Genomic DNA, 20,147 nt, shown 5'->3' on the forward strand with positions numbered 1-20,147 from the left:
ATCATGTCACTGAAAAAGCACATTACGGCTATCACATTTGGCCTCCTATCCTCCATAACCTCACTGGCGGCACTTGATGATCATGCGCCACAAAAAGTGATGCATATGCCTTTTGAGTGGAGTGAGGCATCAATACCCTTGGTCAATATTGACATTAATGGTATACGCCAAACATTTTCAATCGATACCGGCTCCAACACCGCCCTGCATTTAACGCGAGACCTGATGGCTCAACTCCCCGGATTGGCGCTCGACTCAGAAAAGCATCGCGCTATCGATCTGGCGGGTAACGTCTCTGTTAATGATAAATTCCACATCCCACAACTTTTCATCAATGGCATGTTTTTTAAGGATGTAAAAGGCGTTTCATTCACCCCGTGGGGGTTGAGACTCACCCCCGAGAGCAACATCCCAAACTCAATGGTTATTGGCCTGAGTTTATTCAAGGAAAAGGCGGTGCTGATCGATTACAAAAGCCAGCGATTCTCTGTTGCTGAGAGTGTTCAAGATTTAAGCATTAATATGGCTGATGACTGGCTCTTATTGCCGCTACGGCTCACGCCAGAGGGGATTGAAATTAGCGTCACGCAAGAGGCAAAACAGTACAACATGGTTTTGGACACCGGAGCCACCGTCTCGGTTTTCTGGCGAGAGCGGCTTAAATCGCTGGTAATGGAAATGCCCTGCCGCGCGGTACTGGCAGAAGTGCGTATTGAAGGTGACATTGAGGGCTGCATTGCCTCGGTGTTTCAGCTTGACGGGGCGGGGAAAAAGGGGATAAAACTGAATGCGATGCTGTTAGATGGATCATTTAAACAGATGGATGCCGATGGATTAATTGGCAATAATTTCCTCAAAAAATTCGCCGTCATCATCGACTTCCCCGCCCAGCGATTGCTTATAAAGCCCTTTTAGAGCGAGCAAAACCATAAAAAAAGGGAGGCATCAGCCTAATGGGGGTCATAGCAGATGATGTTACGACCTCTGTTTACATGCTTTCTCCGATAGTTGTCCTTGGCCCCTTAATCCTCCGTCAGGATGAAAATTCCCGGCAGATCGCGTATATTTGTTTCATCGGCACATATATCACTCTACCGGGGTTCGTGATGGCTAAGATAATGAGCAGTTTGGCTGAAAAGAGGCAATACTTTGATCGTGTTAAGCTAGAGAACTACCGGGAGAGTATGCGCTTGGAAGGTCTGAAAAGTAGCAACCAAACCCTCCCTGCCTCAAAGCATGAAAGAGATAAATTGAAACAACGCCTGCTCAGTAAATATGCCGCCAAGACACCGCAGAATTAGAAGTGATAGACGATAAATACGGCCAAGGGCCAGACCCTTATACCTATCCAAACAGTCAGGTGCTTATCAACAAACTCAGCATTACAGATGATGTTCAGTTTATTGAGATGGAAAAAGATTTTTCCGAGCTGGCTATTATGGATATTGAATTCAGCCCACCTCCGTATAATTTACGTTACTGGTGTTCGCTCCACCAAGCGCTGTTTGGCGACATTTATCACTGGGCAGGAAAACTCCGCACCATCGATATATCCAAAGGGACAACACGATTCTGCAATGTCCACCGCATCGAAACGGAAGCTAATCGGCTATTTAGTCAATTAGCGCAACAAGAGTATCTTGTTGGCCTACCTTATGACTTACTCATTGCCAAACTGGCTGAGTACTATTCTGAGCTGAATGTTATCCATCCTTTCCGTGAAGGTAATGGCCGCGCGCAACGATTACTGTTTGAACATATCGTGATTAACTGTGGTTTTAAAATCTCCTTTGCAACCATAAATCCTGACGAATGGGTTCAGGCTAATATTGATGGCTACAATTGCCGCTATCACCGTATGACTGAGCTGTTCTCCCGTTGTATTAGCTAAGCGAACAATACAAATACCTCAAACATTCGACTACTGCATATTGTATTCTGGCCGAAAAACCATAAAAAAAGGGAAGCATCAGCCCCCCCTTTGCACTCCCCTGACCTGAATTAATGGTTACGAATGTACTCGTCCATATCTGTTTTCAGGTTATCCGATTTAGTCCCGAAGATGGCCTGGACACCCGAGCCTGCAACCACAACGCCCGCAGCACCCAGTTTCTTCAGACCCGCTTGGTCAACTTTGGATATATCCGCTACGCTGACACGCAGACGGGTGATACATGCATCCAGGTTAGTGATGTTCTCTTTACCACCAAACGCATTAACCAGTGCCGCTGACATTTCTGTGCCGCTCTGTGACGTTTGTTCAGTCGAGTTATCTTCACGGCCCGGAGTTTTCAGATCCAGTTTGGCAATCAGCACACGGAAGATGGTGTAGTACACCAGACCGTAGCAGATACCCACCAGAGGGAACAGCCAGATACGGCTACTGTTGCCACTCAGCACGATGAAGTCAATCAAGCCGTGGGAGAAGCTGGTCCCGTCACGCATCCCAAGTAGGATACAGATTGGGAACGCCAGACCGGCCAGAATTGCATGGATAACATACAAAATTGGTGCCACGAACATGAAGGAGAATTCGATTGGCTCGGTGATACCCGTCAGGAATGAGGTCAGTGCTGCGGAGATCATGATCCCGCCCACTTTTGCCCGGTTTTCCGGTTTAGCTGAGTGCCAAATCGCAATCGCTGCCGCTGGCAAGCCGTACATTTTGAACAGGAAGCCGCCAGACAGTTTACCCGCAGTTGGGTCACCCGCCATATAACGTGGGATGTCACCGTGGAATACCTGACCCGCTGCGTTGGTGTATTCACCAATTTGCATTTGGAATGGTACGTTCCAGATATGGTGCAGACCGAAAGGTACTAACGCACGTTCAACAACGCCGTAGATACCAAACGCGACCACAGAGTTCTGATAAGCGGCCCATTGGGAGAATGTCTGGATAGCCGTACCGATAGGTGGCCATACGAAAGACAAAATCACGCCCACGAAGATCGCGGTGAAACCAGAGATAATCGGAACGAAACGTTTACCCGCAAAGAAGCCTAGATATTCAGGTAACTGAATACGGTAGAAGCGGTTAAACATGTAGGCGGCAATCGCACCTGCAATAATCCCGCCCAATACCCCAGTATCGGCTAAATGCTTCGCAGCAATTTCTTCTGCTGGCAGATGCAAGACCAGTGGTGCGACCACAGCCATGGTTTTCACCATGATGCCGTAAGCCACAACTGCCGCCAACGCGGATACACCGTCGTTATTGGTAAAGCCAAGTGCAACGCCAATAGCAAAGATTAATGCCATGTTAGCAAAGACGGAACCGCCCGCTTCTGCCATTACGTGAGAGACTACCGATGGTAGCCAGCTAAAATTCGCGGAACCGACACCCAGCAGAATACCTGCGATGGGTAGGACGGATACCGGTAGCATTAGCGATTTACCTACCTTTTGAAGGTTTGCAAATGCGTTCTTAAACATAGTTGAGTGAGCTCCTGAGTAATAGTGCTTTTTTCTGCTTTTTCTCGCGTTTATTGGCATTACAAAGGGGGGAGTAAGCCTTTGCGAATAAGGGTGTCTAAAGCACCCCTTTAATTTTTACGAAGAGTAAAATAAATAGCCTGCTTAATGTTTGATGGCAGTCACGTTTCTTTCAAGAAAGCGCTGATTTTGCTTAAAACCGCACGTTTTTTGTAAAAAAACGTCAATAAGACCTGCCCTCACCCAATAAATCGGGTGAGAACATTACTCGTTTCGACGATTAATTACGAGCTTAAAAAAAAGTATTATTAAGGAAGTTAGCACTTTTCACTGGCGAATTTGGATGAATCCAGATGAAACAATCGGCAGAAGTTCTCAGTAGTGGCTTGGGCTAGCGTTTCAATACTCACGCCTTTCAGTACAGCCATATACTCTGCGACATCACGAACATAGGCGGGTTGGTTCTCTTTACCACGATGAGGAACCGGTGCCAAATAAGGTGAATCTGTCTCTACCAGCAATCGGTCCAGCGGTACATAGCGAGCAACATCGCGCAGTTGTTCTGCATTGCGAAAGGTCATTATCCCCGAGAAGGAGATGTAAAAACCCAGATCCAGCAGGGTGGCGGCAGTCGCTTTATCTTCTGTAAAGCAGTGTAAAACCCCACCGCACTCTTGCGCCTGCTCCTCACGTAAAATAGCGAGGGTATCTTCACGCGCATCACGGGTATGTACGATCACTGGCTTATTCAATTCACGGCCGATACGAATATGTTCGCGGAAGGAGGCTTGTTGCAGCGGGATATTATCTTGCTGATAAAAGTAATCCAGCCCAGTCTCCCCCATGGCGACCACATTGTCTGCTGCCGCCAGCATTCTCAACTGCTGAAAATCATAGCCACCGTCAAGATTCAGCGGATGAACACCACATGAGAATGCCACATTTTTGCGTTCACCAATTAGCGCAGTCATGGCCGAAAAGCCCGGTAACGTGGTGGCAACCGCCAGCACAAAGCCCACATCCCGCGCTTTCGCTTTGGCTAATACATCATCAACGCTGCTGTGCAGCGTCTGGTAATCGAGGCTATCAAGGTGGCAGTGTGAATCGACTAACAACATAATATTAAACCCATTTACAACGAAGATAAGGTGGAATAGGTGCCACTGGAGAGAGCGGTTTCCCAGTTGAGCAGTTGCTCAGTGAGTAACAATTCGCGGTTGACACCGACCACAGTTAATAATTGATGGCGGCAATGCGCTAGCTGCTTAGCCGATTGCAGCAATACCGGAGTGGTGGCTATTTGCGCCAGCTGTTGCACCAGCGGTAATTGATCCTGATTCACCACAAATTCACCCGCGCCCTGCTGCCACTTCAAGGCATCCAGTAGCAGCGAAGAGAGCCACTGTAAACGCTCAGCCGCGTCGTCATGGTTCAATTGCGGCAGCAATGAGAGTAGATCCGAACTGCTTAGCGCGCGACTGAGCGCATCACAGAGCGCGATTCGGATGGCCCAGCGCTCCGGTTGAAGCAGACGCTCTGCCGCCAGCGGTGCGCCCTCACTCAATTTCAGCGCCGTCAGTGACGCAATAGGTTCAGCCTGAATCTGGCGTTGAAGCCATTGCAGACTGAGTGCTGTCTCAGGACACGCCAGATACCAGTAAAAACAGCGGCTACGCAAGGTGGCTAACAAGCTCGCTGGTTGGTGGCAATCGAGCAAGAAATAGGTGTTCTCTGGCGGCTCTTCCAGCGTTTTCAGCAAGGCATTTGCCGCCGCATCGGTCAATTGCTCGGCGTGAGGCAACCACACGACTTTGGCCCCGCCTTGCTGCGCATGAGAGTAAAGTTTTTCAATCTGTTGGCGAACCAGTTCAACCCCGATGCTGCTTTTACCTTTCTCCGGTCCCAGTACATACCAGTCAGGATGATTCCCCGCCAACATCAGACGACAGCTATGGCATTCGCCGCAGCTTTTCTCACCTTGACGTTGTTGGCACATCAACCAACGGCTGAGGCCATAAATCAGCGCCTCTTCGCCATTACCGGGCAATGCGTGTAGTAATAGCGCATGGTGCCCACGCCCGGAGATGTGTTGCCCTATCAACTGACGATAAGGCCCCGTCAGCCAAGGATACCATTTCATTACAGGGTGCCCCGGCTAGCAAGCCATTGGCTCAGCACCCGACTGATCGATTCACTCACCTGCCCAAGCGGCTGTGAAGCATCAATGGTTTTGATGCTTGGGTCTGCGGCGGCCAATGCCAGATAGCGCTCGCGAGTGCGCTCGAAAAAGGCCAGTGACTCTTGTTCAATGCGATCCAACTCGCCACGGGCGCGAGCGCGGGCCAGACCCACTGTCGGCGGTAAATCCAGATAGAGCGTCAGGTCAGGACGAAAATCGCCTAGAACTGTGTCACGTAATGAGGTCATGAGCTGGCTATCAATCCCCCGCCCCCCGCCCTGATAAGCTTGCGACGACAAATCATGTCGGTCCCCCACCACCCAACTGCCACGGGCCAACGCAGGTTTGATGACGTTTTCAACCAGTTGCACGCGCGCGGCATACAGCATTAACACCTCCGCTTTGTCCGTCAGGTGTTCGCCGTCAATGCCTTGCTTGATCAAATCGCGCAGTTTTTCTGCCAACGGTGTCCCCCCCGGCTCGCGGGTAAAGACAATATCGTTAATCCCTTGGGCGCGTAGCGTGGCAACCACGGTCTCTCTGGCGGTGGTTTTCCCTGCCCCTTCAAGCCCCTCAATAACGATAAATTTACTGTTCATTTTTATCCTTTAGCGATTGGCGATAGACCCGCACCGCTTGGTTATGGCTGGCTAAATTGGTGGTAAAGGTATGCCCGCCCTTGCCATCTGCCACAAAATAGAGGTAGGCAGTTTTGGCTGGATGCGCAGCAGCGGTCAACGATGCCAGCCCCGGCATCGCAATCGGGGTCGGCGGTAGACCGGAAATAACATAGGTATTATAAGGCGTCGGGGTATCTAAGTCTTTACGACTAATGTTGCCATTATAGTTATTCCCCATGCCATAGATGACCGTCGGGTCGGTTTGCAGCCGCATCCCCATGCGCAGGCGGTTGATAAATACCGATGCCACTTTGGTCCGCTCTTCATTTACCGCCGTCTCTTTTTCGATGATAGACGCCATCGTGACCAGTTCGCTCGGCGTCTTGTAGGGCAGCGACTTATCACGCCCTTGCCAGATTTCATCAACCGTTTTCTCCATCTTCGCATGGGCGCGTTTAAGCAAAGTGAGATCGGTGGTACCCGCAGTGTACGAGTAGGTATCAGGATAGAGCCAGCCCTCGGGGTGATCACTCTCTTTCAACCCCAGCAACGCCGCGATTTCAGCATCACTCTTCCCATCCAATACATGCTTCACGTATTTGGCTTGTTGCAGCTCATCCATCCAATCACGCAGGCGTTTGCCTTCGATAAAGCGCACCGTAAATTGAGCTTCTTTGCCGCTGGCAAGCAGTTGTAGCATCTCGCGCACTGTCATTCCGGGAGTAAAACGGTAAGTCCCCGCTTTGAATTGAGCGAGGTCAGGCTCGATACGCAGCAACCAAGGGAATAAGCGGGTATTTTTAATCAGGTGGTCACGTTGCAGCAAATTCTCCAGTGCCACCCGCCCAGTACCGGTTGGCAATTTAAAGAAGGTCTCTTGCTTAATCGCCAATGGCTGGTTGGCAAAGCGCTGTACTTTTTGATAACCCAGCAGCAGTAATCCCAAACAGATCACCACCAACAGAGGTATCGCTCTGGTGCTTCTTATTTTCATCGGACGGCCATCTTCACATTAAAAGTATTCACGAACGCTATATTGAGTCACTTATGCATCACAGCAATGTTGACTCAGGAAATCAAACAATTGCCGCGAATGATAAACCCAGTTATCGGCGCGATTGACCGGCAGTAGCGGCATCAGGGCATTACAAATAATCACTTCATCGGCATCTGCCAGTGCGCTCAACGGTTGTGCCACAATCTCTACCTGCCGACCATGAGCGGCAAGGCAGGCCATAATCTGCTGACGCATAATGCCATCAACCCCTGATTGGCTCAGGTCGGGCGTAAATATCACCTCATTTTTACGCCAAAATAAATTAGCCGCACAGCATTCCACCAGCATGCCTTCAGTGTCAAGTACCAGCGCCTCATCAGCTGTCGTGTGCTCAAGATGCGCGCGAATCAATACTTGTTCGAGCCGATTGAGATGCTTCACGCCAGCCAGCAAGGGGCTGCGCGCCAAAGGAATTGGGCTGAGTGCCAATGAGATACCTCGCTCACGCCAGCTAAGGTAGTGAGCCGGGTAGTCACTGAGCGAAATAATCCGCGTCGGATGCTGACATGTCGTACCACTGTAGCCGCGCCCGCCGCTACCACGACTAATAATCACCTTCAGCACCCCCTCTTCGGTATGGTTCGCCGCCTCCACCATTTCTTGGGTCAATGCATTCCAGTTTACGGTGGGCATCAATAAGCGCTCAGTTGCCTGCTGCAAGCGCAGTATGTGCTTATCAAGCCACAGAATCCGCCCCAGGGTGACTCTTGCGGTGGTAAAACAGCCATCACCAAACTGCACCGAGCGGTCAGAAGCTGAAATCAAATTTTGCTCTACACCATTAATCCAGAACATTCAGATTCTCTTTAAATGGAATGCGGTGGTTTGTCATCTGACAGTATCAGATTTAAGCCAATGGATGTTTTCAGATCTAAGACAATTATTATTGAGGGATGTTATCAGTGTGGGGGGTTAGCTAATAAAAGACCCGGAAACCCGGGTCTTTTAAGCAGCAGAAGCGTAACAGCCAAAGTTAGACCTTGCGGAATACCAAAGAGCCGTTTGTGCCGCCGAAGCCGAAGGAGTTACACAGGGTGTACTCCATATTTTTTACCTGACGGGCTTCATGAGGAACAAAGTCCAAGTCACAACCTTCATCTGGGTTATCCAGATTAATGGTCGCGGGTATAGCCTGGTCACGCAGAGCCAGTATAGTGAAGATTGACTCAACTGCACCTGCTGCACCCAATAAGTGCCCAGTCATGGATTTGGTGGAACTGACCATCACTTTGTGGGCATCTTCACCAAATACAGACTTAACTGCCTGCGTTTCGGCTTTATCACCAGCAGGAGTTGATGTTCCGTGCGCATTGATATAACCAATTTGAGAGGTGGTCACACCCGCATCACGTAAAGCACTTACCATTGCCAATGCTGCCCCAGAACCATCTTCCGGTGGTGAGGTCATGTGGTAGGCATCACTGCTCATACCAAACCCAACAACTTCAGCATAGATTTTCGCACCACGTCTCTTCGCGTGTTCGTACTCTTCCAACACCATCATGCCTGCACCATCACCCAGCACGAAACCGTCACGGTCTTTATCCCATGGGCGACTTGCTGCCTGTGGATTATCGTTGCGAGTAGACAATGCTCGAGCAGCACCAAAACCACCGACACCTAATGGCGTACTGGCTTTTTCAGCCCCACCCGCCACCATGACATCTGCATCATTGTAAGCAATGATACGTGCCGCGTGACCGATATTGTGCACACCAGAAGTACATGCCGTCGCAATAGAGATGCTTGGCCCACGCAGACCATACATAATGGTCAAGTGGCCGGCAATCATGTTAACAATGGTTGAAGGCACGAAGAACGGGCTAATTTTACGTGGCCCACCATTCACCAACGAGGCGTGGTTTTCTTCAATCAGACCCAAGCCACCAATACCCGAGCCAATCGCAGCACCGATACGAGGAGCATTGGCTTCTGTCACTTCAAGCCCGGAGTCTTGCATGGCTTGCATACCAGCGGCAACACCGTACTGTATGAAAGCATCCATTTTGCGTGCATCTTTACGCGAAATGTAATCTTCACAATTAAAATCTTTTACTAAGCCAGCAAATCGCGTTGCATAGGCACTAGTATCGAAATGGTCGATCAGGCTGATGCCACTCTGCCCGGCAAGAACAGCTTTCCATGTGGATTCGACTGTATTACCGACAGGAGACAACATGCCCAGTCCAGTCACAACAACTCGACGCTTAGACACGGTTGTCCTCCAAGGAGGGAAAATAACGCTTAGGACAAAAAAAACTTAGGCGGTCGAGTGACCGCCTAACTATCTAAACTTAAAGCATATTCGCTTACTGCTGATTAGCGTTGATAAAATCAATAGCTGCCTGAACAGTAGTGATTTTTTCTGCTTCTTCGTCTGGAATCTCGGTATCAAACTCTTCTTCCAGAGCCATTACCAGCTCAACGGTGTCCAGAGAATCCGCGCCAAGATCTTCAACGAAAGAAGCGCTGTTCTTCACTTCGTCTTCTTTAACACCCAGTTGTTCAACGATGATTTTCTTAACGCGTTCTTCGATAGTGCTCATACTCTTAAATTTCCTATCAAAACTCGCTTTCGCGATGGTTTTCGTAGTGTATAAAATGTTGAAAAAGATGCAACTAAATCTAGGCTGGTCAAACCACGATTTTACGCTATTTTGCGGTTTTCACCTCAAATAACGCAAATACTTTCGTGATTTTTAAATCATATACATGCCGCCATTGACATGTAATGTTTCACCGGAGATGTAGCTGGCCTCGTCAGAGGCTAAAAATGCAACAGCGCTGGCGATTTCTTTAGCTTGCCCAAGCCGGTTAGCTGGTACTTGGGCTAAAATGCCTGCGCGTTGATCATCTGTCAACGCCGTCGTCATGTCCGTCTCAATAAAGCCAGGTGCCACAACGTTGACAGTAATGCCACGTGAAGCAACCTCACGCGCCAAAGACTTGCTAAAACCAATCAGACCCGCTTTAGCTGCCGCGTAGTTAACCTGCCCTGCATTGCCCATTGTCCCAACTACAGACCCGATGGTGATGATACGCCCAAACCGCTTTTTCATCATAGCGCGCATTACCGCTTTTGACAGACGGAATACGGAAGTCAGATCGGTGTCAATAATATCTTGCCACTCCTCGTCCTTCATACGCATCAGCAGGTTATCACGCGTAATACCTGCATTATTCACTAAAATGTCTACTTCGCCAAATTCCGCACGAATCGTTGCCAAAACTGACTCGATTGATGCAGGGTCCACGACATTCAGCATTAAACCTTTGCCACTACCACCCAGATAGGCACTAATTGCTTCCGCACCTTTTTCACTGGTCGCTGTACCAATAACACGGGCACCACGTTCAGCCAATAATTCTGCAATCGCACGGCCGATACCACGGCTAGCGCCTGTTACCAGCGCAATTTTTCCTTCGAAGCTCATGTTATCCTCTTTTTAGTTTTCAAGCGCACTCGTCAGCGTGGCAACATCGTTTACCGGCGCTGCGGCTAAAGTATCAACAATACGCTTGGTTAAGCCAGTCAAGACCTTACCCGGCCCAACTTCTAACAGCAGCTCAACACCTTCCGCTGCGATAAATTCAACACTTTCAGTCCAACGTACCGGATTATATAACTGACGCACCAACGCGCTACGGATAGCTTCTGGTGACACTTCAGTTTTCACGTCTACGTTATTCACGATAGGGAATACCGGGGCCTGAAACTCAATATTTTCTAGTGCTTCTGCCAGCTTATCTGCCGCAGGTTTCATCAACGCACAATGGGACGGCACGCTGACAGGTAAAGGTAAGGCACGTTTTGCACCTGCAGCTTTACAAGCGGCACCGGCACGTTCTACCGCCTCTTTGTTACCCGCAATAACCACCTGACCCGGTGAGTTAAAGTTGACCGGTGAGACCACCTGCCCTTGAGCAGACTCTTCACAGGCTTTGGCAATGGATTCATTATCCAGCCCAATAATTGCATACATCGCGCCAGTACCTTCGGGTACGGCTTCTTGCATCAGTTTACCGCGCAGTTCAACCAGACTCACCGCCTGCTTGAAATCCAGAACGCCAGCACAAACCAGCGCTGAGTATTCACCCAAACTATGACCGGCCATCATAGTAGGTAATTTACCACCTTGATGTTGCCAAACACGCCAGATTGCTACGGACGCCGTGAGTAATGCAGGTTGCGTTTGCCACGTTTTATTCAGCTCTTCTGCCGGGCCTTGTTGCACTAACTGCCACAAATCGTAACCCAACACCGATGATGCTTCACTGAAGGTTGCTTCAACTATCGGAAATTGTGCGGCCAAATCGGCCAGCATGCCAAGGGATTGAGAGCCCTGACCTGGAAATACCATTGCAAATTTCGACATTCTGCATTCCTGTTAAATCAAAAGAATCGCTATTAAATCAAAAACGAACCAGCGCAGAGCCCCAGGTAAAGCCGCCGCCAAACGCTTCCAGCAGCACTAACTGCCCACGTTGAATACGCCCATCTCGTACTGCTTCGTCAAACGCCGCAGGTACTGATGCCGCCGAGGTGTTGCCATGACGATCAAGTGTGATCACCACTTTATCCATCCCCATGCCTAATTTTTTAGCCGTTGCGCTGATAATACGCAGGTTTGCCTGATGCGGCACCAACCAATCCAGTGCTGAGCGATCCAGATTGTTGGCCTGCAATGTCTCGTCCACTATGTGGGCAAGCTCGGTCACCGCAACTTTAAAGACTTCATTCCCGGCCATAGTGACATAAGCCGGCTGGTCTTGCTGTTGGCGATTCTGATATGGCAATGCCAGCAATTCGCCATAACGACCATCTGCATGCAGATGGGTCGAAATGATACCCGGTTGCTCTGACGCACCCAGCACGACAGCACCAGCGCCATCACCAAACAGAATAATCGTGCCACGATCTTCTGGGTTCAGTGCTCGGGATAAAACATCCGAACCGATAACGATAGCATGCTTGACCGCACCACTTTTGACGTACTGATCAGCCACACTCAGAGCATAGGTAAAACCAGCACAGGCCGCAGCCAAATCGAAAGAAGCCGCATCTTTAATGCCCAGCATTTGCTGTACCTGACAAGCAGAGCTTGGGAAAGCATGGCTTGACGAAGTGGTGGCAACGATGATCAGTCCAATGTCGTCTTTATCAATACCAGCCATTTCCAGCGCTTTTTCTGCTGCATGGAAACCCATGGTCGCCACTGTTTCATCAAGCCCTGCAATACGCCGCTCACGAATACCTGTCCGGGTGACAATCCACTCGTCAGAGGTATCCACCATTTTTTCTAAATCAGCATTACTGCGCACTTGTACGGGCAGATAACTCCCCGTACCGAGAATCTTAGTATACATGTACGATCAGTCACTCTTGGGTAGTACCGCTTCAAGGCGCACGGCAATCCGTTGAGGGACTTGCCGCTGCACCGCCTGCACAGCCTGTTCGATGGCGACGGCGAATGCTCGTTGATTCGCTGCGCCGTGACTCTTGATTACGATGCCCCGTAATCCTAACAGGCATGCACCATTATACTGGTCGGGGTTCAAATGACCGAACCGCCTTGCCACACGTTTTTGCAGCCAACGCCCAATGAGTTTCAGCCACCAGGATTGCTTACTGCCTTCGCCCGATGATTTGAGCAGTGACAAGAACATTCTTATCACACCTTCCATGGTCTTTAGAGTGACGTTACCCACGAAGCCGTCACAAACCATTACATCAGTCTTGCCAGTCAGCAATTCATTGCCTTCCAGATAACCAATATAATTGATTGCCGGTGTATTTTTTAATACTGCGGCGGCTTCGCGGATATTATCTAGCCCCTTGGTTTCCTCTTCGCCAATATTAAGCAAAGCAACACGCGGGTTTATAATTCCAACAACTTCTTCTGCCATCACCGACCCCATGACAGCAAATTGCACCAACATTGTACTATCACACTCAACGTTAGCGCCTAAATCTAATACCACGGTCTTACTGCGCTGCTGATTTGGAATAACTGTCATCAATGCCGGACGTTCTATGCCATCCAGTGGCTTGATCATCATCTTCGCCAGCCCCATCAATGCCCCGGTGTTCCCTGCGCTAACACAAGCCTGGGCGTCACCGTTTTTGACAAGTTCTAATGCTATACGCATAGAAGTACCACGGCTGGCACGAATAGCTTGTGAGAGTTTAGCATCGCTGGCAATAACATGCTCAGCGGGGATTACCTGCAACCTCTCCAGCAACAAAGGAGCGGCATTAACAAGTAACGGAGTGATGGTGTCGGGATTTCCGACCAGCAAGAGTTTTAGCTGTGGATTAGAGGCCAGTGCCTGCAATGAAGCAGGCACTGTGACGCAGGGACCGAAGTCCCCACCCATTGCATCTAACGCCAGGGTTAGACAAGTCAAGGTATCGCCTTGCTAAAGATTAGCAAGTACTACTCAGCCGATAACCTTGCGGCCACGGTAGAAACCGTCGGCTGTGATGTGGTGACGCAGGTGAGTTTCACCGGAAGTTTTGTCCACAGACAGAGTGGCAGTGGTCAGCGCATCGTGTGAACGGCGCATGCCACGTTTGGAACGAGTTGGTTTGTTCTGTTGTACGGCCATTGACCTTACTCCTTAATTACTTTTCTTTAAACTGGCTAATACGGCAAATGGATTGGGTTTCTCCACCTCTGCAGGCAGTTTACCAAATACCATGTCCGCCTCGGACACTTCACAGTGTTCAGAATCATGTACCGGAACGACAGGCAGTGAAAGAATAATTTCGTCTTCAATCATAGCCAGCAGATCAACTTCGCCAAATTCGTCGACTTCGATCGGCTCGTACGCTTCCGGTAATGCTTCAGCCTGCTCATCATTGACGATCGGGCTAAAACAATACGTTGTATGAACATGGTGTGCAAACGTGCCATTACAGCGCTGACACATCAATGTTACATCGACGTCCGCATGACCTGTAATAACCGCCAGACGCTGATTATCGATATTAAACGATAATGAGGCCACGACATCGCTGTCCACACTTACCACTGAGTCGGCTACTCGTGTAACCTGCTCAGGCGAATAGATACCTGCGTAATCTAAACGCTTCTGGGCGGTACGAACCGCATCAATGGTCAGGGGTAATTTTACCTTTTGCATAGGGCGCGCATATTAACTTTGTAACGACATAGAGTCAAAGAAAAAGGCCGTTTTACCGCACCTTTCACCAATATTCGCTTCCGAAGCGGTAGACAGTTTAAAATGCCTGATTAAATTACGCCACGGTTTATGGAAAATATTATGCCGCAACTTGTTCTTGCTTCAACCTCACCCTATCGCCGCACCTTACTCGAAAAGCTGCAATTACCCTTCGTTACCGCCGCGCCAGAGATTGATGAGACGCCATTATTGGGGGAGTCCGCTGACGCGCTGGTGCAACGGTTAGCGCAAGCAAAGGCCCAAGCACTGGCGGTACATTACCCACAACATATGATTATTGGCTCAGATCAAGTTTGTGTGATTAACGGCGACATCGTCGGAAAACCCCACAATTATGCCAACGCGATGAAACAATTACAGCAAGCCAGTGGCCAATGTGTCACTTTTTATACCGGTTTGGCGCTGTTCAACACAGCAACGGGTAGCAACAATTGTCTTTGTGAAACTTATGATGTTTATTTCCGCACCTTAAACGAAGCCGAAATCGATGGCTACTTGACGCGAGAACAACCGTGGAATTGCGCGGGCAGTTTTAAAAGTGAAGGGTTGGGTATCACTCTATTTGAGCGATTGTCAGGCCGTGATCCAAATACTCTCATCGGCCTGCCGCTCATTGCCCTCACCCGAATGTTAATTGAGCAAGGGGTAAATCCATTACGCTAAGCGGCATTAAACTGCCGCTTTCTTACGCAACATCAGTAAACAATGGCGTAGCTGATTATCCAGCGGTGCTTCAATACGCATTGTTTCACCGGTATTCGGGTGCTCAAAGCGTAATGCGGCGGCATGCAGGAATAGGCGATGCAGCCCTGTTCCTTGCAATTGTTGGTCAAACTCACGGTCACCATAGCGATCATCAAAGGCGATGGGATGCCCGGCATGAAGTGCATGAACACGAATCTGGTGAGTACGGCCCGTAATTGGGCTGGCTTTAACCAGCGTCGCGTGCTCAAAACGCTCTTCGACTTTAAAGCGTGTTTCTGAAGGCTTGCCTTCACTGCTCACTTTCACTACCCGCTCGCCACTTTGCATAATATTTTTCAGCAACGGTGCCTGCACAGCTTTGCAGTGGGATTGCCACTGACCACGCACTAACGCCAGATAATCTTTCTGCATCCCTTTCAAGCGCAACTGCTCATGCAAAGAGCGCAACGCCGAGCGTTTTTTGGCGATCAGTAAGACACCCGAGGTATCACGGTCAAGGCGGTGAACCAACTCCAAAAAACGAGCTTCGGGGCGCAGTGCGCGCAATGCTTCAATCACGCCGAAACTTAAACCACTACCACCGTGTACCGCAGTGCCTGAAGGCTTGTTCAGCACCAAGAGGTAATCGTCCTCAAATAAAATGCAATCGGCCAACGCCGCGACTTTATCAAGTTTAGCTGATACCTGAATCTCTTCACGCTCTGCAACGCGCACCGGTGGCACTCGCACCACATCACCGTCAGCCAGTTTATACTCTGGCTTAATGCGCCCTTTATTAACGCGAACCTCACCTTTGCGTACGATACGGTAGATCATACTTTTGGGCACACCTTTCAATTTGGCGAGCAAAAAGTTATCGATCCGCTGGCCCGCTTCATCGGCTGAGATGGTGATTAATTGTACTGCTGGATTATTCGTTTTCATGGGGCGCGATTCTAAATACACCGAGGAATTAGCGCCACCCCTTTTTCTGTGCTTAACTGTCATTCTGGCTAATTAGAGATAACGTTTGCGTGCATTTATTGTTTAATAAGACAACGATAGCCGCTAACACTGTGGAAACAGTAAAAGAATCTTTATGTAGACAGGTAAAGTCATCTTGCTATATCAGTGTCAGCAATGGAATAATGACAGTAATTCTGCGTTGATTCTCGTTAGACCAAGAGACTTGTGGAATAAAAAGATTTGCCTGATCACACAAAAACGCAGCAATGGCGTAAGACGTAATGTGAAATCAAGCAATTAGCGGGCTGCGGGTTGCAGCTTGGTCGGCAAGTGGGTAAAGCTCTGTTGTCTTATATTCAGAAGCTGCCCTTTATATAAAAGCGCTGTTTTTCAGAACGAAACACAGGCTTACCGAAATAATGCGCCCCTATGCAGGCGACAACCGTGAGGTTGACGGCTTTGCTAGAAGACTCGGGGTCATCGGTTTACCCGACCATGAGGTTAATTTGCCCGCAGTTCTAACGCCAATGTAAAAATAATGAGTAAGTAAAGATGAAAAGAATGTTGATTAACGCAACTCAGCAAGAAGAGTTGCGTGTTGCCCTTGTAGATGGACAGCGGCTGTATGATTTGGATATTGAAAGTCCAGGCCATGAACAGAAAAAAGCGAATATTTACAAAGGTAAAATCACCCGAATCGAACCCAGTCTGGAAGCCGCCTTTGTTGATTACGGCGCTGAACGGCATGGTTTCCTCCCACTAAAAGAAATTTCTCGCGAATATTTCCCTAGTAATTACTCTTCCCATGGCCGCCCGAACATCAAAGATGTGCTGCGCGAAGGCCAAGAAGTTATTGTTCAGGTTGATAAAGAAGAGCGTGGTAATAAAGGTGCCGCGCTCACGACGTTCATCAGCCTGGCTGGCAGCTATTTGGTTCTGATGCCAAACAACCCACGAGCCGGTGGTATTTCTCGCCGTATCGAAGGTGATGACCGCACTGAATTGAAAGAAGCCCTATCCTCTCTGCAATTGCCTGATGGCATGGGTCTGATTGTCCGTACTGCGGGTGTTGGTAAATCTGCTGACGCGCTGCAATGGGACTTGTCATTCCGCCTGAAGCACTGGGATGCGATTAAAAAAGCGGCGGAGGGTCGCCCTGCACCGTTCCTGATCCATCAGGAAAGTAACGTGATTGTCCGTGCTTTCCGTGATTACCTGCGCCCAGACATCGGCGAAATTCTGATCGACAACCCGAAAGTTCTCGAGTTGGCGAAAGAGCATATCGCCGCGTTAGGTCGCCCGGATTTCAGTAGCAAAATTAAACTCTATAGCGGTGAAATCCCACTGTTCAGCCACTACCAGATTGAGTCGCAGATCGAATCTGCATTCCAGCGCGAAGTGCGTCTGCCATCGGGTGGTTCTATCGTTATCGACACCACCGAAGCCCTGACCGCGATTGATATCAACTCCGCACGCGCAACTCGTGGTGGTGATATCGAAGAGACGGCCTTCAATACTAACCTTGAAGCTGCGGATGAAATTGCCCGTCAGTTACGTTTACGTGACTTGGGTGGACTTATTGTCATCGACTTCATCGATATGACCCCAGTGCGTCATCAACGTGAAGTGGAAAACCGTTTACGCGACGCTGTCCGTCAAGACCGTGCCCGTATCCAGATTGGCCGCATCTCCCGCTTTGGTTTGTTGGAGATGTCCCGTCAGCGCCTCAGTCCATCACTGGGTGAGTCAAGTCACCACGTTTGCCCACGCTGTAGCGGCACCGGTACAGTGCGTGATAACGAATCCCTGTCGCTCTCTATTCTGCGTTTGATTGAAGAAGAAGCGCTGAAAGAAAATACCCATGAAGTTCACGCTATTGTGCCGGTACAGATCGCTTCGTACCTGCTCAACGAAAAACGTGAATCAGTGAACGCCATTGAGAAACGTCAAGGCGGCGTGCGTGCCGTGATCGTGCCAAACGATCAGATGCAAACACCACACTACTCTGTCCTTCGGGTACGTAAAGGCGAGGAAGTTCCTTCCCTTAGCTACCTGTTGCCACAACTGCACGAAGCAGAAATGGCACAACCGCAGGAAGAGGCCACCATTGAGCGTAAGCGCCCAGAGCAACCTGCGCTGGCGACATTCTCTTTACCGACTGAAGTACCGCCGGAGTCAACACCTGCGCCCGTCAGTGCTAAACCTGCTGCGGCACCACAGACTGCGGCTTCTACCACCGCTGAGCAACCTGGCTTATTTAGCCGCCTGCTCACTGGGCTGAAAGGCATCTTCAGTTCATCACCTGAAGCCGAAGTTAAACCGGTTGAAGTTGAGAAAACCGAAACTAGCGAAAATCGTCGTAATGATCGCCGTAATCCGCGCCGCCAAAACAATGGCCGCAAAGATCGTGGTGACCGCACACCACGCGAAGGTCGTGATAACGCGAGCCGTGACAATAATGGCCGTGATAACGCCAACCGCGATAATAATCGTGACAACAGTGCTCGTGACAATAATGGTCGCGACAATGCCAATCGTGAAGGTCGTGAAGATCAACGCCGTAATAATAAGCGTCCAGCTCAACAAACTGCTGTAGCACCGACATCAACTGATATTGTTGAAGCCGATAAAGAGCAGCGTGAAGAGCAGCCGCAACGCCGTGGTGATCGCCAGCGCCGTCGTCAGGATGACAAACGCCAGGCACCGCAGGATGTTAAAGCTAACGTTGATGTTCCTGTCGTCAGTGTCGAAGAAGCACAACCTGAGCAAGAAGAGCGTCAACAGGTTATGCAACGTCGTCAACGTCGCCAATTGAATCAGAAAGTCCGTATTCAATCAGCGAACGATGAACTGAATACACAGGAAAGCACTTCTCAGGTTGCCCCGGCCAGTGAGCCAATAGCGACTTTTGCTGCACCAGCCGTGCAGGAAGAGGTGAAGTTACTGCCACAGGCAACGGCTCAGGCAGATGATGAAGCGACTAATGATCGCAATGCCAACAATGAAAATGGCATGCCGCGTCGTTCACGCCGCTCACCTCGTCACCTGCGTGTCAGTGGTCAACGCCGTCGTCGCTATCGTGATGAGCGCTATCCGACTCAATCTGCTATGCCTTTGGCGGGTGCTTTCGCCTCACCAGAAATGGCATCGGGTAAAGTTTGGGTTCGTTATCCAGTCGCTCAACCGTTTGAACAAGCTGCCTTTGTTGAGAATCCGGTTGAAGAGCAACTGCCAGTCGAGGTTGCCGCAGTAGAAGTTGCGGTAGCCGAGGTGCTAGTCGTCGAAGCACCGGTAAATGTTCCTGCAGCCATCATCGCAGCACCAGTGGTTGTCGCAGCTGTGACTGAAACTATTGCTCCAACGCCAGCGCCGCAGCATAAGCCCGGAGGTTCTTCATCTTCAGTTGCCACCGTTCCTGGTCGTGCACCTGTTGTTGTGCCTGAAGTTATCGCTGAGCCAGTAGCAGAAGTGATTGAAGCCGCCCCTGTCGTTGAAGAGGCTATCGTGCCTGAAGCTGTGGTTGAAGATACTCAGGTTGAAATAAACCAAGCTGAAGAAACACTTGTTGCTGAAACGGCCGTTGAAGAAGTCGCCATCGTTGAAGAACCTGTCGTTGAAGAGACCATTGTCGCTGAAACAGTCGTTGCTGAAGCGACGGTTGAAGAGACGAACGAGACTGAAGCTAACGTTATAACTGCCGCTGAAGCAGTGCATGTGACTGAACCTGTCACCGATGACACGCCAGTTGCAGCAGTACAGCAACAGCCCGCTGCCGCGCTCCCTGAAGGCGTGTTATTCAAACACTACGCTTCTGCACCGATGACCAAAGCACCGGCACCGGATTATGCGCCAGAGTCGCAAACCCAAGGTCATTGGGATCGCCCAGCCTTTGATTTTGCTGGTAAAGGCTCTGCGGGTGCACACGCTGCTGCCACTCAGGCAACGGCACCTGCGACAAAGCCACGTCCTGTCGAATAAATGCATTATTGTTAAATGCAAA

20 protein-coding genes are annotated in these 20,147 nt (G+C 49.8%); 5 read left to right on the forward strand and 15 right to left on the reverse strand.

The window, feature by feature from the left end; all coding sequences use genetic code 11:
• The first annotated feature begins 3 nt into the window (after positions 1 to 3).
• The 3 genes from HRD69_RS17285 (at position 4) to HRD69_RS17295 (ending at position 1,891) form a co-directional block, all read left to right on the forward strand.
• Entirely contained in the window at positions 4 to 915 is a 912-nt protein-coding gene (locus HRD69_RS17285; RefSeq protein WP_004873870.1) for an aspartyl protease family protein, read from the forward strand.
• A 191-nt stretch (positions 916 to 1,106) separates the two neighbouring features.
• Complete coding sequence (locus HRD69_RS17290; protein ID WP_230817587.1) at positions 1,107 to 1,301, forward strand: YhfG family protein; 195 nt, start codon at positions 1,107 to 1,109, stop codon at positions 1,299 to 1,301.
• A gap of 2 nt (positions 1,302 to 1,303) precedes the next feature.
• Entirely contained in the window at positions 1,304 to 1,891 is a 588-nt protein-coding gene (locus tag HRD69_RS17295; RefSeq protein WP_004873868.1) for a putative adenosine monophosphate-protein transferase Fic, read from the forward strand.
• Positions 1,892 to 2,001: 110 nt separating this feature from the next.
• Here HRD69_RS17295 and ptsG read toward each other — a convergent pair whose 3' ends face one another.
• From ptsG to yceD, 14 genes are all read right to left on the reverse strand, one after another.
• Positions 2,002 to 3,435, reverse strand: a complete 1,434-nt coding sequence (gene ptsG, locus HRD69_RS17300; RefSeq protein WP_032813213.1) for a PTS glucose transporter subunit IIBC — start codon at positions 3,433 to 3,435, stop codon at positions 2,002 to 2,004.
• Positions 3,436 to 3,752: 317 nt separating this feature from the next.
• Positions 3,753 to 4,553, reverse strand: a complete 801-nt coding sequence (locus tag HRD69_RS17305) for a metal-dependent hydrolase (RefSeq protein WP_004873866.1) — start codon at positions 4,551 to 4,553, stop codon at positions 3,753 to 3,755.
• 14 nt (positions 4,554 to 4,567) lie between these two features.
• The gene (gene holB, locus HRD69_RS17310; RefSeq protein ID WP_004873865.1) at positions 4,568 to 5,575 is read right to left on the reverse strand and encodes a DNA polymerase III subunit delta'; all 1,008 of its coding nucleotides are present in this window, start codon (positions 5,573 to 5,575) and stop codon (positions 4,568 to 4,570) included.
• Positions 5,575 to 6,213: a dTMP kinase gene (tmk, locus tag HRD69_RS17315; protein WP_032813211.1), complete on the reverse strand. Its 639-nt coding sequence runs from the start codon at positions 6,211 to 6,213 to the stop codon at positions 5,575 to 5,577. The genes holB and tmk overlap by 1 nt, the downstream gene beginning before the upstream one ends.
• Positions 6,203 to 7,228: an endolytic transglycosylase MltG gene (gene mltG / locus HRD69_RS17320; RefSeq protein WP_004873864.1), complete on the reverse strand. Its 1,026-nt coding sequence runs from the start codon at positions 7,226 to 7,228 to the stop codon at positions 6,203 to 6,205. The genes tmk and mltG overlap by 11 nt, the downstream gene beginning before the upstream one ends.
• A 51-nt stretch (positions 7,229 to 7,279) precedes the next feature.
• Positions 7,280 to 8,086 (reverse strand): aminodeoxychorismate lyase, encoded by an 807-nt coding sequence (pabC, locus tag HRD69_RS17325; protein ID WP_004873863.1) that lies wholly within the window; start codon positions 8,084 to 8,086, stop codon positions 7,280 to 7,282.
• A gap of 178 nt (positions 8,087 to 8,264) precedes the next feature.
• Positions 8,265 to 9,506: a beta-ketoacyl-ACP synthase II gene (gene fabF / locus HRD69_RS17330; RefSeq protein WP_032813209.1), complete on the reverse strand. Its 1,242-nt coding sequence runs from the start codon at positions 9,504 to 9,506 to the stop codon at positions 8,265 to 8,267.
• A 94-nt stretch (positions 9,507 to 9,600) separates the two neighbouring features.
• Positions 9,601 to 9,837, reverse strand: a complete 237-nt coding sequence (acpP, locus tag HRD69_RS17335) for an acyl carrier protein (RefSeq protein WP_002220787.1) — start codon at positions 9,835 to 9,837, stop codon at positions 9,601 to 9,603.
• Between the two features lie 153 nt (positions 9,838 to 9,990).
• Complete coding sequence (gene fabG / locus HRD69_RS17340) at positions 9,991 to 10,725, reverse strand: 3-oxoacyl-ACP reductase FabG (protein ID WP_004873861.1); 735 nt, start codon at positions 10,723 to 10,725, stop codon at positions 9,991 to 9,993.
• 12 nt (positions 10,726 to 10,737) lie between these two features.
• Positions 10,738 to 11,667, reverse strand: coding sequence for an ACP S-malonyltransferase (gene fabD, locus HRD69_RS17345; RefSeq protein ID WP_032813207.1), 930 nt, complete (start codon positions 11,665 to 11,667; stop codon positions 10,738 to 10,740).
• A 37-nt stretch (positions 11,668 to 11,704) separates the two neighbouring features.
• Positions 11,705 to 12,658, reverse strand: a complete 954-nt coding sequence (locus HRD69_RS17350; protein WP_004873859.1) for a beta-ketoacyl-ACP synthase III — start codon at positions 12,656 to 12,658, stop codon at positions 11,705 to 11,707.
• Between the two features lie 6 nt (positions 12,659 to 12,664).
• Positions 12,665 to 13,699, reverse strand: coding sequence for a phosphate acyltransferase PlsX (gene plsX / locus HRD69_RS17355; RefSeq protein WP_032813205.1), 1,035 nt, complete (start codon positions 13,697 to 13,699; stop codon positions 12,665 to 12,667).
• Positions 13,700 to 13,732: 33 nt separating this feature from the next.
• Complete coding sequence (gene rpmF / locus HRD69_RS17360) at positions 13,733 to 13,900, reverse strand: 50S ribosomal protein L32 (protein ID WP_002210931.1); 168 nt, start codon at positions 13,898 to 13,900, stop codon at positions 13,733 to 13,735.
• Positions 13,901 to 13,912: 12 nt separating this feature from the next.
• Complete coding sequence (yceD, locus tag HRD69_RS17365; RefSeq protein WP_002210930.1) at positions 13,913 to 14,437, reverse strand: 23S rRNA accumulation protein YceD; 525 nt, start codon at positions 14,435 to 14,437, stop codon at positions 13,913 to 13,915.
• Positions 14,438 to 14,578: 141 nt separating this feature from the next.
• On the opposite strand from yceD, the gene HRD69_RS17370 reads away from it, so the two are divergent.
• Positions 14,579 to 15,160 (forward strand): Maf family protein, encoded by a 582-nt coding sequence (locus HRD69_RS17370; RefSeq protein WP_032813203.1) that lies wholly within the window; start codon positions 14,579 to 14,581, stop codon positions 15,158 to 15,160.
• A 6-nt stretch (positions 15,161 to 15,166) separates the two neighbouring features.
• Here the strand turns inward: HRD69_RS17370 and rluC are convergent, their stop codons facing one another.
• Positions 15,167 to 16,126 (reverse strand): 23S rRNA pseudouridine(955/2504/2580) synthase RluC, encoded by a 960-nt coding sequence (rluC, locus tag HRD69_RS17375; protein WP_004873856.1) that lies wholly within the window; start codon positions 16,124 to 16,126, stop codon positions 15,167 to 15,169.
• Between the two features lie 573 nt (positions 16,127 to 16,699).
• On the opposite strand from rluC, the gene rne reads away from it, so the two are divergent.
• On the forward strand, positions 16,700 to 20,125 hold the full coding sequence (gene rne, locus HRD69_RS17380; protein ID WP_032813202.1) for a ribonuclease E: 3,426 nt from the start codon (positions 16,700 to 16,702) through the stop codon (positions 20,123 to 20,125).
• The last annotated feature ends 22 nt before the right edge of the window (positions 20,126 to 20,147 follow it).

Origin of the sequence: Yersinia mollaretii ATCC 43969 (assembly GCF_013282725.1) — a bacterium.
Lineage (GTDB): Bacteria > Pseudomonadota > Gammaproteobacteria > Enterobacterales > Enterobacteriaceae > Yersinia > Yersinia mollaretii.

What these genes read in the sequence shown, in the direction of transcription:
- HRD69_RS17350 (WP_004873859.1), bottom strand. Translation starts at nt 12,658, where the DNA reads ATGTATACTAAGATTCTCGGTACGGGGAGTTATCTGCCCGTACAAGTG.
- fabG (WP_004873861.1), bottom strand. Translation starts at nt 10,725, where the DNA reads ATGAGCTTCGAAGGAAAAATTGCGCTGGTAACAGGCGCTAGCCGTGGT.
- HRD69_RS17370 (WP_032813203.1), top strand. Translation starts at nt 14,579, where the DNA reads ATGCCGCAACTTGTTCTTGCTTCAACCTCACCCTATCGCCGCACCTTA.
- rluC (WP_004873856.1), bottom strand. Translation starts at nt 16,126, where the DNA reads ATGAAAACGAATAATCCAGCAGTACAATTAATCACCATCTCAGCCGAT.
- rpmF (WP_002210931.1), bottom strand. Translation starts at nt 13,900, where the DNA reads ATGGCCGTACAACAGAACAAACCAACTCGTTCCAAACGTGGCATGCGC.
- HRD69_RS17290 (WP_230817587.1), top strand. Translation starts at nt 1,107, where the DNA reads ATGGCTAAGATAATGAGCAGTTTGGCTGAAAAGAGGCAATACTTTGAT.
- tmk (WP_032813211.1), bottom strand. Translation starts at nt 6,213, where the DNA reads ATGAACAGTAAATTTATCGTTATTGAGGGGCTTGAAGGGGCAGGGAAA.
- pabC (WP_004873863.1), bottom strand. Translation starts at nt 8,086, where the DNA reads ATGTTCTGGATTAATGGTGTAGAGCAAAATTTGATTTCAGCTTCTGAC.
- ptsG (WP_032813213.1), bottom strand. Translation starts at nt 3,435, where the DNA reads ATGTTTAAGAACGCATTTGCAAACCTTCAAAAGGTAGGTAAATCGCTA.
- yceD (WP_002210930.1), bottom strand. Translation starts at nt 14,437, where the DNA reads ATGCAAAAGGTAAAATTACCCCTGACCATTGATGCGGTTCGTACCGCC.
- holB (WP_004873865.1), bottom strand. Translation starts at nt 5,575, where the DNA reads ATGAAATGGTATCCTTGGCTGACGGGGCCTTATCGTCAGTTGATAGGG.
- acpP (WP_002220787.1), bottom strand. Translation starts at nt 9,837, where the DNA reads ATGAGCACTATCGAAGAACGCGTTAAGAAAATCATCGTTGAACAACTG.
- HRD69_RS17285 (WP_004873870.1), top strand. Translation starts at nt 4, where the DNA reads ATGTCACTGAAAAAGCACATTACGGCTATCACATTTGGCCTCCTATCC.
- mltG (WP_004873864.1), bottom strand. Translation starts at nt 7,228, where the DNA reads ATGAAAATAAGAAGCACCAGAGCGATACCTCTGTTGGTGGTGATCTGT.
- fabD (WP_032813207.1), bottom strand. Translation starts at nt 11,667, where the DNA reads ATGTCGAAATTTGCAATGGTATTTCCAGGTCAGGGCTCTCAATCCCTT.
- rne (WP_032813202.1), top strand. Translation starts at nt 16,700, where the DNA reads ATGAAAAGAATGTTGATTAACGCAACTCAGCAAGAAGAGTTGCGTGTT.
- HRD69_RS17305 (WP_004873866.1), bottom strand. Translation starts at nt 4,553, where the DNA reads ATGTTGTTAGTCGATTCACACTGCCACCTTGATAGCCTCGATTACCAG.